The 12,633-nt window shown below is 52.1% G+C and carries 11 protein-coding genes; 1 reads left to right on the top strand and 10 read right to left on the bottom strand.

Annotated elements, in window-relative coordinates; all coding sequences use genetic code 11:
• The first annotated feature begins 426 nt into the window (after positions 1-426).
• A complete protein-coding gene (locus J3361_RS03090; RefSeq protein ID WP_046061898.1) occupies positions 427-1,197 on the top strand; it encodes an NUDIX domain-containing protein in 771 nt (256 codons plus the stop codon).
• Between the two features lie 86 nt (positions 1,198-1,283).
• Here J3361_RS03090 and J3361_RS03085 read toward each other — a convergent pair whose 3' ends face one another.
• The 10 genes from J3361_RS03085 to J3361_RS03040 all read right to left on the bottom strand — a co-directional run bounded on the left by J3361_RS03085 (position 1,284) and on the right by J3361_RS03040 (position 12,563).
• Positions 1,284-2,459: an MFS transporter gene (locus tag J3361_RS03085; protein WP_207962444.1), complete on the bottom strand. Its 1,176-nt coding sequence runs from the start codon at positions 2,457-2,459 to the stop codon at positions 1,284-1,286.
• A 109-nt stretch (positions 2,460-2,568) separates the two neighbouring features.
• Positions 2,569-4,164 carry a cytosine permease gene (locus J3361_RS03080; protein WP_207962442.1) on the bottom strand — a complete coding sequence of 532 codons (1,596 nt, stop codon included), beginning with the start codon at positions 4,162-4,164 and terminating at the stop codon, positions 2,569-2,571.
• 92 nt (positions 4,165-4,256) lie between these two features.
• Complete coding sequence (locus J3361_RS03075; protein WP_046061901.1) at positions 4,257-5,144, bottom strand: alpha/beta hydrolase; 888 nt, start codon at positions 5,142-5,144, stop codon at positions 4,257-4,259.
• A gap of 51 nt (positions 5,145-5,195) precedes the next feature.
• Positions 5,196-6,032 carry an SDR family oxidoreductase gene (locus J3361_RS03070; protein ID WP_152667473.1) on the bottom strand — a complete coding sequence of 279 codons (837 nt, stop codon included), beginning with the start codon at positions 6,030-6,032 and terminating at the stop codon, positions 5,196-5,198.
• A gap of 182 nt (positions 6,033-6,214) precedes the next feature.
• Positions 6,215-7,651 carry an NAD(P)(+) transhydrogenase (Re/Si-specific) subunit beta gene (locus tag J3361_RS03065; RefSeq protein WP_030139190.1) on the bottom strand — a complete coding sequence of 479 codons (1,437 nt, stop codon included), beginning with the start codon at positions 7,649-7,651 and terminating at the stop codon, positions 6,215-6,217.
• Positions 7,651-7,974, bottom strand: a complete 324-nt coding sequence (locus J3361_RS03060) for an NAD(P) transhydrogenase subunit alpha (RefSeq protein ID WP_003187010.1) — start codon at positions 7,972-7,974, stop codon at positions 7,651-7,653. Before J3361_RS03060 ends, J3361_RS03065 begins: the two co-directional genes overlap by 1 nt.
• A gap of 15 nt (positions 7,975-7,989) precedes the next feature.
• The gene (locus J3361_RS03055; RefSeq protein ID WP_047230082.1) at positions 7,990-9,111 is read right to left on the bottom strand and encodes a Re/Si-specific NAD(P)(+) transhydrogenase subunit alpha; all 1,122 of its coding nucleotides are present in this window, start codon (positions 9,109-9,111) and stop codon (positions 7,990-7,992) included.
• Positions 9,112-9,164: 53 nt separating this feature from the next.
• Entirely contained in the window at positions 9,165-10,244 is a 1,080-nt protein-coding gene (locus tag J3361_RS03050; RefSeq protein ID WP_207962440.1) for a Gfo/Idh/MocA family oxidoreductase, read from the bottom strand.
• A gap of 93 nt (positions 10,245-10,337) precedes the next feature.
• The gene (locus tag J3361_RS03045) at positions 10,338-11,315 is read right to left on the bottom strand and encodes a Gfo/Idh/MocA family oxidoreductase (protein WP_207962438.1); all 978 of its coding nucleotides are present in this window, start codon (positions 11,313-11,315) and stop codon (positions 10,338-10,340) included.
• A gap of 84 nt (positions 11,316-11,399) precedes the next feature.
• Positions 11,400-12,563 (bottom strand): Gfo/Idh/MocA family oxidoreductase, encoded by a 1,164-nt coding sequence (locus J3361_RS03040; protein WP_046062120.1) that lies wholly within the window; start codon positions 12,561-12,563, stop codon positions 11,400-11,402.
• Between the last annotated feature and the right edge of the window lie 70 nt (positions 12,564-12,633).

Below are 12,633 nucleotides of genomic sequence, written 5' to 3'. Positions count from 1 at the left end.
GTGTCATCTATTGCGATGGGGATCTCGTCTTGGATACGGTACCTTTTAATACCAGCGATTGAATTTAGCGAGTGCATAAATACCTCTAGCCATAGTAAAGGACCACAAAATCCGATGCAAAAAAGACACCAGATTTGGAGAAAAACCGTTTGATAGATTTTTCAAGCGGTACTGAGTCGAGCGATAAATTTGCCGCATCAATTATTAAAGCCATATCGAGGCGATATTATTTTTTTGCCTTGATGCTGCGAAAATTAATTCGGAACAAAACTAGCGTTCTGCGGAACAAAAGGATGAATAAGCACGTGTGGCTTATCTTGCAAGCTCAAAGTGTTTTTTATATACTCGCCAATCCCAAGCGCGGCGATACAGCAAAGCTTGGAGAATATCCTCCGAGGACTAGCTCAATGCTATTGAAGATCAACAATGAGATTTGAATTGGATCGCTTTAACGGCGTGATCATTGACCCTGCTTCGTTACCAAAGACTACAGAGGAATTAAAAAACGACATTGAAACTCTCTTGACCTATCTTGAGACTAATAGAAAATCTCTTTCTTGGGTCTCTCTTCCTATTACTCGCTCCGAGTGCGTTCCATTATTCGTCAGTGCTGGTTTCACGTTTCACAGCTGTCTTCGTGAAGAACTAACATTGGTCCGTCAGCCGTCAGAAGTCACCTTTGTACCGTTTATTCCAACACACACAATTGGTGCAAGCGCGATTGTTTTGAATGAATTGAATGAGATCCTTTTGGTGAAAGAGCGAGGCACCACAGGATTCAAACTTCCCGGAGGGTATATTGAAGCAGGAGAAAAAATCCAGCACTCTATCCAGCGTGAGATATTCGAGGAAACGGGAATAAAAACATTGTTCGAATCCATAGTGGGATTCACCACAATGCATACTCACCAGCTCGGCAAATCCAATCTGCACTTTATATGTAGGATGAAACCACTGACACAGGCAATTAACATTTTGGATATCGAAGAAATTGAGAACGCAAGATGGATACCCTTGAGTTCATACATTTCCGAACCGTGCAATAGCCTTACAGATCGACAGCTGATTAGCACCGTCGCATACTGCACGGGTCTAGTCACGACGGATTTCACAGGCAATATAGAGCCACACAAAAGAGACGAAATATACATATCCCAAAGATTGATGAGCTTTGAAGATCAAGGCCAAACCCGTTAAATTCTCTCGTATTTTAAGCGCAACCTCTGGAAAATTACGTACGATACAAAAAAATGCAAACTTGTATATTCCATTGAAGTCCATTTTCACACCACTCTTCTTTCCAGGTGCTGAGCCACCCAATAGATCAAACACCCTACAAAAGCCATGCCGGCACCCACGTAACCTGTCGATGTCCACCCCCAACCGGCATTAATTGCAAGCCCACCCAACCAAGGGCCAAGCGCATTAGCAAGGTTCAACGCAGCATGATTGGAAGCGGCAACAAGTGACTGACCACGCTTACTGATATCCATCAGTCGCATCTGTAAAGCTGGTGCCAACGCAACCATGCATCCAAGCAACACCGTGGCAAATGAAACTCCCGGCAATGTTCTGGACAAAATAGGAAACGCGAACAGGGCAAAAAAACTGAACAGCATAATGAAATTCACAGCGGCAAATTTTACGCGATCATAAAGCCAGCCTCCTGCAAAATTTCCAATCATCGTACCTACACCAAACAACATGAGCATGGGCGCGATCCAATGAGCTTCCAGTTTAGTCACATTTAAAACAATTGGAGCAAGATAGCTATAGACGCCGAACATTCCGCAAAAACCAACGGCGCCGATTGCTAGAGCCAGCCATATCTGAAGTTGAGCGAAAGGCGCCAATTCCTCTCTAACGTCAAGTCTACGATCATCCTCGACCTCAGGTGCGTTGCGATATAGAAGAATCAAACTCATCAGGCTAAAAATAGTAATAGCGGCAAAAACTGAGCGCCAACCGCACTGCTGACCAATGTAGGTTGCACCCGGCGCACCAACCAGTATCGCTGCCGTAACTCCCAACAGGATTCTACTGACCGCCTTCCCTCGCTTATTGAAGGGAGCCATAGATGCCGCGATCATTGCAGCAACACCAAAATAGGCTGCATGGGGGAAACCGGCCAGGAGTCTAGATAGCAATAATGTTTCATAGTTAGGCGCCAACAAACTAAAGGCGTTTGCACAGGTATACAATCCCAACAGAAAAAGAACCAGCTTTCTCTTTTTGAGATAAACTCCCACAAAAACCATGATAGGAGCACCGACTACAACACCAACTGCATATGCGCTGATTAAATGAGCGACACTCGTCTCAGGTTTTTGAAAAGCGTCCGACAGGCTTGAGATAAGGCCCATCATTGCAAACTCGCCAGTGCAGAAGGAGAACACTCCTATGATCAGGGCCAACTCAACGAGGAATCGCTTGTTTCTAAAAAAAATCAAACTAATCACCTCATCTTATGCAAAAAAACACTCAGCATAGGTTTTTATGCTGAGTGCAAAGCACGCATTGTTCAGTCAAGATCTGCGTAACAATCTGTGTTCCTCCACTACACCACCTTTACTTCGCCTGCACAGCAGAGGCCAGCATACAGTTCCCCTCTCGTCGCGCCGATTGAAGGAAGACGTAGTTACCTTCAGCGCAACCAGCACAGATAGCTTGTTGCTCCGCCGAAGGATCGCGATCCATCTCGATAGCACTGTAAGATCGATTGCACACATGACATTCAATGTGGGTCCGCCAAACATCTGCAACGTCGTCACGAGGGTCCGCAGTTCGCGATATCAAACCACCGTCGACAAATTTTAGAATCGACCAATAACTAAATGCAGCCAGACCGGAGATCAGAATAGGCGCGGTTTCCACGTACCAGCTCCCCTTGGTTCCCGCTTCAACGATTGCAATACCCACTACGGTTGAAATGATCATTGCCCATGCACCTGGCATGATGGCTTTGACCCTGCCCGGTCGGAACTCGAGACCATATTTCACATCTCGGTTGAGCACGTAATGGGTCATGAGAATGGCGACCCAAGAGGTGACCGCTACGCCCTGCCATGCTAGCGCCTTGAGCAGATAGCTGAACACATTTGTAAGCATAAGCAAATATACGCAGCAACCTACAAACAGCACCCACACCCAACGTGGCCAGTTGAGATGTAGGCCGCGAGCGGCAAAGCCAGCGAAGTTCAACGAAGCCACATAATAATTAGCCGTGTTAATCCTAGTCTGACTGATCAGAATAAAAATCAAGCCCAAAAAACCGGCAGCATTCAATATGGCTTCCGCCACACCGCGCTCACTGGCTTGCAACTCAGGAAAAACAGTATTCATTATGAAAACGCCGGCTAATCCATTCACAACGAATAACGCTAGATAGAACACTGGGCCAAAAGTAATTAGGCCATGAAATTTTGCATCAGAAGGTTTCCCGAACCGCGAGAATTCAGCTGTAACCATCATATTGACACAAATACCCATGTACACTATGAACGCCCACATCCATCCGGGAATTACCGGATCGGTAGACGCTGGAATGGACAGAAATGCAGTAGAAAACCCATATTTATTACCGGCCATGACAATAACCAGTATCAAACCAATAATGTAGAGAGGTAGCAACGCACCGTTGAGTTTATCCAGCCAGACCTGAACACTGCCCATAACTAAAGGCAGGGCATAGAGAACTACCAAAAAATACCACCACCGTATATCGCTCTCGGGCGAAAAATACTGGTGGAACGCAACGGCTATGATCGATCCCTCAAACACTGCGTAATACGTCGCCGTTACAGCAAATAGCAATGATGAAATGATCGCACCCGCCCCCCCGAAAATACCTCTCGACAACAAAGCGACCGTCAGGCCATTTTTAATTGAGCGCTGAGAGATGACATAATTTATGCCACCGTAAAAAAGCGCCGAGAGTGTGACCCCAATAATCGCACTCTTACTACCTACGGCTTGAGCGACCGCCACACTTATATATAAATAAAACATCGCACTGAGCACGGACCAAGAGGCCATCGCTAAGCTCCAGCGATTAGTTCTAGCCGACAGGGGTACCACATGCTTCGAATAATCTTCTGCTGATTGCTCGGCCAGAACACGAGGATCATCAGCATAAGTAATGTTTAGCGGCTGCAATTCTGACATGACAGTTCTCGTTATTTAATGGTCTACGAACTGAACGCCCAGACAACAACGCCCTATAAAACACTCGGGCGTTGTAGATCATCCCTACACTCTCACTTTATATTGGAAAAGAACTTCAAGAGTTCATCAACCAAGCCGTTGGGTTGCTCCTCGGGAATATAGTGGCCGCTAAACACCATAGTACCCGAGACATTGGCCGCCACCTTCTTCAACTCGCTGACCAGATCAGGCATCGATCCTTGGTCTGCGCGAACAGCCAGCACTGGCATCTTAAGTAAGGATTTGGCGAACTCACGGTTTTGTTCAGCCGATTGTGTGATCGCCCGGTAATACGCTAGACCGCCTTTCCATCCATTCAGTCGGAACGCACGAAGATACTCCGCAAAATCGTCCTCGGTGAAGATTTGAGGGTTTGCCGCTTTCCGCTGCAGATACCATCTCAGGTAGATGTGCTCACGGCCTTCCAGCAACTCTTCCGGCAAGTCCGGAATGTTGTGGAACGCTACATGCCAAGTCCGCCAAGCCACATCAGACGCCCACGGTAGATTATCGGGCAAGCTGATACCAGGGATGCCCGTGTCAAGGATGGCCAGCCCTGTGACGCTGTCACCGAATTGAGCGCAGTAAGGGTAACCAACCCAGGCACCAATATCGTGAACCACCAAGGAGTGCTTCTCTACACCAACCTGAGTCAAAAATTTTTTCAGCAAGCGCGACACGTTGCCAGTATCACAACTGGACGGACGATCCGAATCACCCTGCCCGGGAAGGTCCGGTGCAATTACACGGTAGTGCTTGCCCAGCAGCGGCAGAACCTTACGCCAGGCATACCAGCTCTGCGGAAAACCGCATACCAGCACCATGACTTCCCCGTTATCGACGCCACCGCTTACATAGTGGATACGGGTGCCGTCTACTGTTTCAAACCCTCGCTGAAATCCTTCAACACCACTGTCCGGCCACTCACGCGTACTAAACATTATCCGCTACCTTTGCATGGAAGATTGACGTTGTTGAGTCACAGATGCATATCAGAAGGGATCACGCGCCGCAGCCAGCCATCCACCATCCATCACGTATTCACTGCCATGGACGAAATCTGCTTCGTCGCCGCCCAAAAAGGCGGCAAGCTTTGCGATCTCGCTTGGCTGGCACCAACGTTGGGCCGGGAATTTTTTGATCGCCGCTTCCATATCCGGAGAGCCCGCGGTTACCGGATCGGCCAGGGCCAGAGGCGTCGCTGTTGCGCCAGGGCAGATCGTGTTAACGCGAATACCGCGTGCACCATATTCAAATGTCAGTTGGCGGGTTAGACCGATGACGCCGTGTTTGGAGGCGGTATACGCCGTTCCGCCGCCAGCAGCACTGAATCCTGACGTCGACGAAGTGTTGATGATCGCGCCTTTGCCTTGCTTAAGCATTTGCGGGATGACAGCACGGGCCATCAGAAACGGCCCGGTCAGGTTGACTGCAATTACTTTATTCCATTCTTCCAGGCTAACTTCATGCGCAGTCGCGTGGCCGTCCAAAATGCCTGCATTGTTGCACAGTAAATCAATGTGGCCCCAACGCTGGATAATGGCGTCCACAGCTGTTTGGACGCTTTTAGGATCGCTCACGTCCACCGCATGAGCAAAGGCAAGGTCAGGTTTGGCCAGTTCGGAAATGGTTTCTTCGGCGCGCTTTGGATTGATATCCAGGACTGCCACATTGGCACCGCGAGCGGTAAATTCATGCACCATGGCGCGGCCCATGCCAGAGCCACCACCAGTAACTATTACCACACGACCGTTATAATTATTCACGTTTTCTACCCCGCCATTATTGATGTCGCCGAAACCACGAACATGGATCAAATGCCAAAACATGTGTAAATGGTCAGCAAATTAGATCAGTACTAAAAAACAGCTAAGTTAATAGAGTCCATCCTTCGAACTCGATATTCCTCTTCCGTCATGATAGGGTCAAATCCCGATTTCCGATTGCCAGCGATAGCCATAGCTTATCAAGCATCATTTGGGATAACCCCAGCGTTGCCGAGTTATTCCGCTCACTCGACAGCCTTAACCATATCTTCAATGACCTTCTTGGCGTCACCGAACACCATCATGGTCTTGTCGAGATAGAACAGCTCGTTGTCCAGGCCCGCGTAGCCGCTGGCCATCGAGCGCTTGTTGACGATGATGGTCTTGGCCTTGAAGGCTTCGAGGATCGGCATGCCGGCGATCGGCGACTTCGGATCGTTCTTCGCCGCCGGGTTGACCACGTCGTTGGCGCCCAGTACCAGCACCACATCGGCCTGGCCGAACTCGGAGTTGATGTCTTCCATCTCGAACACCTGGTCGTAAGGCACTTCGGCCTCGGCCAGCAATACGTTCATGTGCCCGGGCATGCGGCCGGCCACCGGGTGGATCGCGTACTTAACGGTCACGCCGTGGTGGGTCAGCTTCTCGGTCAGCTCTTTCAGCGCGTGCTGAGCCCGTGCCACCGCCAGGCCATAGCCTGGGACGATGATCACCGTGTCGGCGTTGGTCAACAGGAAGGTCGCGTCGTCAGCCGAGCCGGATTTCACTGGGCGGGCTTCTTTGGAGCCTGCAGGGCCAGCAGCATCTGCTGTGTTGCCGAAACCGCCGAGCAGCACGTTGAAGAACGAACGGTTCATCGCCTTGCACATGATGTACGACAGGATCGCACCGCTCGAACCCACCAACGAACCGGCAATGATCAGCATCGAGTTGTTCAGCGAGAAACCGATACCTGCTGCGGCCCAACCGGAATAACTGTTGAGCATCGAGACCACCACCGGCATGTCCGCGCCGCCGATCGGGATGATGATCAGCACGCCCAGGACAAACGCCAGGGCCAGCATCAAGGCGAACGCGCCGAGGTTGCCGGTGAACATGAAGGTCAGGCCCAGGCCCAGTGTTGCCAGGCCCAGGATCAGGTTGAGCTTATGCTGGCCACCAAACTGTACCGGTGCGCCCTGGAACAGGCGGAACTTGTACTTGCCCGAGAGCTTGCCGAAGGCGATCACCGAACCGGAGAAGGTGATTGCACCAATGGCAGCGCCGAGAAACAGCTCCAGGCGGTTACCGGCCGGAATCGAATCACCCAGTTGCTTGACGATGCCCAGGGATTGCGGCTCGACGACCGCCGCGATGGCAATGAACACCGCCGCCAGGCCGATCATGCTGTGCATGAACGCCACCAGCTCCGGCATTTTGGTCATCTCGACGCGCTTGGCCATGATCGAGCCGGCGGTACCGCCGATCAGCAGGCCGACGATCACATAGCCGATGCCAGCTGTCGCTAGCTCCGCACCGAGCTTATAGATGAGGCCCACGGTAGTGAGCACCGCCAGCGCCATGCCGAGCATGCCGAACAGGTTGCCTCGGCGAGAGGTGGTGGGGTGCGACAGGCCTTTGAGGGCCTGGATGAAGCAGATCGACGCGATCAGGTAGAGCGTCGTTACCAGGTTCATGCTCATTACTTGGGCGCCTCTTCTTTTACGGCTTTCGGGGCTTTTTTCTTGAACATCTCAAGCATGCGGCGCGTCACCAGGAAGCCACCGAATACGTTGACCGCGGCCAGGGCCACGGCGAGGGTGCCCATGGTCTTGCCCAGAGGCGTTACGGTCAGCGCGGCAGCGAGCATGGCACCGACGATCACGATCGCCGAAATGGCATTGGTTACCGCCATCAACGGCGTGTGCAGCGCGGGTGTCACGTTCCAGACCACGTGGTAACCGACATAAATCGCCAGCACGAAGATGATCAGGTTGTAGATACCGGGGGAGATAAGCTCTTCCATTGTCTGAATCCCTGCTTAGGCGTTTTTGCGGATGACTTGGCCGTCGCGGCACATCAGGCACGCGGCAACGATGTCGTCTTCCAGGTTCACGTCGAACTGACCTTCCTTGGTGAAGACCAGCTTCAGGAAGTCCAGCAGGTTGCGGGCGTACAGCGCAGAAGCGTCTGCCGCGACTTCACCGGCCAGGTTGGTCGGGCCGCAAATGGTCACGCCATTCTCGATCACGACCTGGTCGGCCACGGTCAGCGGGCAGTTACCGCCCTGGGCTGCCGCGAGGTCGATGACCACCGAGCCGGGTTTCATCTGCGCGACGGTTTCGGCACTCAGCAGTGTCGGTGCCTTGCGGCCTGGAATCAGAGCGGTGGTGATGACGATGTCCGCCTGCTTGGCGCGCTCGTGCACCGCTTGGGCCTGGCGCTGCATCCAGCTGGCCGGCATCGGCCGGGCGTAACCACCGACGCCGACGGCGCATTCACGCTCTTCGTCGGTCTCGTATGGCACGTCGACGAACTTGGCGCCGAGGGATTCGATTTGTTCCTTGACCGCCGGACGCACATCCGAGGCTTCGATCACCGCGCCCAGGCGCTTGGCCGTGGCAATCGCCTGCAACCCGGCCACGCCCGCGCCGAGAATGAGCACGCGCGCCGCTTTCACGGTACCTGCGGCGGTCATCAGCATCGGCATGAAGCGCGGGTAGTGGTGAGCGGCCAGCAGCACGGCCTTATAGCCGGCAATGTTCGCTTGAGACGACAGCACATCCAGGCTTTGGGCGCGGGAGGTACGTGGCGCGGCCTCGAGGGCGAAAGCGGTAATGCCGCGTTCGGCCAGCTTGGCGATGGTTTCGTTGTTGAACGGATTGAGCATGCCCACCAGAACGGTGCCGCTCTTGATCAGCGTCAGTTCGCTGTCGCTGGGGGCGACCACCTTGAGGATCAGCTCGGCCCCGAATGCATCACTGGCACTGCCAATGGTTGCGCCCGCCGCCTCATAGGCACTGTCGATAACGCTGGCCTTGATGCCGGCGCCGCTTTGAACAGTGACTTTATGGCCTTGGCCGATCAATTTCTTGATGGTTTCCGGGGTAGCAGCCACCCGCGTTTCACCGGTCTGGGTTTCGAGGGGAACACCAATGTGCAAGAAAGTTACTCCTTGTTGTTATAAGAATTGGGAAGCCCAACGTGGCTAGTGCTTCAGCGAACGTCCACTTTCGGAGGTAGGGACGCAGGTTCAATCATTCGTACCGAAGCGTGGCTAGGGCCATTTCGGTAAACCTGTGGCTCCAGAGACACAGGCAGACCTGTTGAAACCGATCGCTCTATGGCAATCAAGACACGGAGATCGGCCATCCCCTCTTCTCCATCGTCTATCGGTCTAGAACCGCTGACGATGCACTGGGAGAAATAGGCGATCTGGCCTGCAAAATGGTCGTAGTGCGCAAATTCGATTCGCTTCGAATCTGCAGAGCTCTCAATCTCCATAGCCATCGGCTCTTCGAAGCGGAACCCTGGCTCCATGCTTATCGTTCCCTGGGTGCCTACAACTCGATAGACATCGAGCGGATGCGCAGCAAAACTGCAATAGAACTGCCCCAGACGATTACCTGGGAAGCGTAGCGTCACCGCAATCGAATCGTATATTTCTCTGAAACGCTGGTCATTCTCATCTCTGGAGATAACAGCCAGTACTTCGATTGGCTCGGCAGCAAATACGTGGCGAGCCGCATTGATGCAATAGATACCAATGTCCTGAAGCGGCCCACCCCAATACTCCGCGCGTAAGCGATGATTATCTGGATCGGATTGAAAACTGAAGGTCGCGGAAAAAAAACGAGGGTCGCCAATAGCACCTGAACGAATCGACTTAAGTGCTTCAACAGTGCCGATGTCGTGATGCAAACGGTAACTGGTCATCAATAGAGCGCCGGTCTGCTGCGCAGACCTGATCATGGCCTCGGCATCCGCCAGTGATGTGGCGATCGGTTTTTCCACCATGACATGTTTGCCATGCCTCAACGCACTGATCGCAAACGAGGCGTGCATGGGATTAGGTACGGCAATGTAGACAGCGTCGATAAGATCGCTGCACAGCAGTGCGTCATAATTCTCATACGGTACTACTGTGTCGATACCATATTGTTCCGCGATTTTTCTCGCTTTCTCGGTGTCGCCAGTAACAAGTGCCGTGACAACGGAATTACCGGTTAGCGTTGACGCCGGCAGGAATGCTTTTTGAGAAATCCAACCCAGCCCTACTACTGCATATCTAATCATCTTTACCTCACGATTCCTAACGAAGCTCTGCCGCTAAACTGCGAGAGAAATGGCAGGTGGCATGAAATAACAATATTCCGTCCAAAACCACTTTCACGAATAGAATGAAGGGCACGTCGGTAGAGAAAGATGAATTAATGGTGATACGTTATTATCAGCGATAATCTGTTCGGCTACGGCTGTCGTAATATAACCATCCCAAGCATTTGCGCCCGCATTGGGTTTGCCCGTCTGAATTGTCTTAATCCACGCCTTCGTCTGCTCCTTGTAGGCCTCAAGGAACCTTGGCACCCAATAGGACGGATAAGACAATGCTCTCTGCCCCCCCTTATGAATAACTTTCGAAGGCATGGACGACAAAGAAACAACACCCTGTTCGCCAACGATTTCCGCATGAACGTGATAGCCATACTGGCAGTTCATGTTGACTTCAGTGGTAATGATGACACCACCGTTGGTACACGCTTCAATAACAAGCGGATCGCCTTTTCTTGTCGTGGTGATTCTTATGGTCGAAAATTCGGTGTTGAGCAGCCAGCGAGTAATATCGATCTCGTGCACAAATGCGTTGGAAATAGACATTGAACCGGTCATCCACTCAGGGGCTACCGGGTTGCGATGAATATTATGGACGATCAGCGGCTCACCAATTTCCCCACTGTCGAAGCTATGCTTGAGCATCTGATAGGCGGGATCGAACCTGCGCATATAGCCAACTTGCACTAAGCGCCGGCTTTTAGACATCTCCAACTCAACGATAGCCAACGCCTGCTGCGCATTCATCGCCAACGGTTTCTCGCACAACACTGGCTTGCCCACCTCTAGGCATGCCATAACCAGTTCTGCATGAGTCGAATCAGGCGAGGCAATTAATACCGCATCAATATTATTTGACCGAATCATTTCCAAGGGATCTGAATAGGTCAGCGAACCGCAAGCTGCAGCATCGGCTTTTTGAGGGTCCGCATCACAGACGCCCGCGAGCTTCGCCCCTGGAGTATCCTCTCGCAGGATCCTCGCGTGCTCGCTTCCCATCACTCCCGCACCCACCAACCCAACTGCAATGCTCATCGTCCATCCCCTAAGAACTTGCTACGTGCGTCGTTGGATGTCACGAGATGGGTGTGAACGCTCGCACCCATCTCGAATGCGGTTTTATGCAGTCGGTTGTTCGATCTCTTCCCAGTTGCCACTTACGCCCGAGTTCAAGATCGCTTCAGCGATGCGTTCAATCTGCAAACCATCGTCGAAGTTAGGCGATGCAGGCGCTTTTTCCGCAATGGCTTTGAGAAAGTTGTACCACTCGATAGATTTCACATCGATGTAGCCCTGGCCCATGCCGGCCACCGGCCACAGCTTGTCGCCAAACGGCTGATGCGGACCCGAATAGATAGTACGGAAGCCGAAGGTGTCAGCCGGATCATCAGCGAAAGCCACGCGCAGTTCATTCAAACGCTGGTAATCGAATGCAATTGAACCCTTGGTACCATGGATCTCGAAGCCCAGCTGGTTGTGATGGCCCCAAGCATTTCGGGTCACCTCGATGGTGCCGTAGACGCCATTAGTGAAGTGAATCATGGTCAGTGCTGCGTCATCGACATCCACCTGACCCTTTTCGGAAGACGCCTGACCAGCTGGGCCGAAGAAGCGCCCAGCAGGCAGAGGACGCTCAGCGATAAAGGTTTTCACGATAGAGTTTACAGAAGCGAATTCACCGACCAACAAACGCGCAGCATCGATCACATGAGTACCGATATCGCCCAGCGTGCCTGAACCCGCCTTGGCTTTGTTAAAACGCCACGACAGCGGAGTTGATGGATCGGCGCCCCAATCCTGAAGGTAATACCCGCGGAAGCTGAGGATCTTACCGATCCGGCCTTCATCAATCAGCTTCTTGGCCATTTGGATGGCAGGAGTATGGCGATAGTTATAGGACACCATGGTCACGACGCCGGTCTTCTGCGCAGCTGCTTGCATTTTTTCGGCATCAGCGACGGTCATGGCCATCGGTTTTTCGCACATGACGTGCTTACCGGCCAGTGCGGCTGCAATAGCGATTTCAGCGTGAGTATCATTAGGCGTACAAATATCGACAATATCGATATCAGGACGATTGACCACATCGCGCCAGTCGGTGGTGTATTCTGCAAAACCATATTGTTTCGCAGCATCACGGGCCAGTTCCTCATCGATATCTACGATGATTTTGCGCTCGATCTCTACAGGTGCGCCAAATAAAATCGGAACTACAGCAGTCGCAATGGAATGCGCCTTACCCATAAATCCGGTGCCGATAAGTGCTACATTGTATTTCTTCACGATCAACACTCCCTCCAGCCTGGATTGGCTGTTAACAAAGTCGGGTATTTAGAGTTTTCACTGAACTTCA

The organism is Pseudomonas sp. OA65 (assembly GCF_017498305.1).
Classification (GTDB): Bacteria; Pseudomonadota; Gammaproteobacteria; order Pseudomonadales; family Pseudomonadaceae; genus Aquipseudomonas; species Aquipseudomonas zanjanensis.
This window is presented reverse-complemented; position numbering and strand designations above follow the sequence as displayed.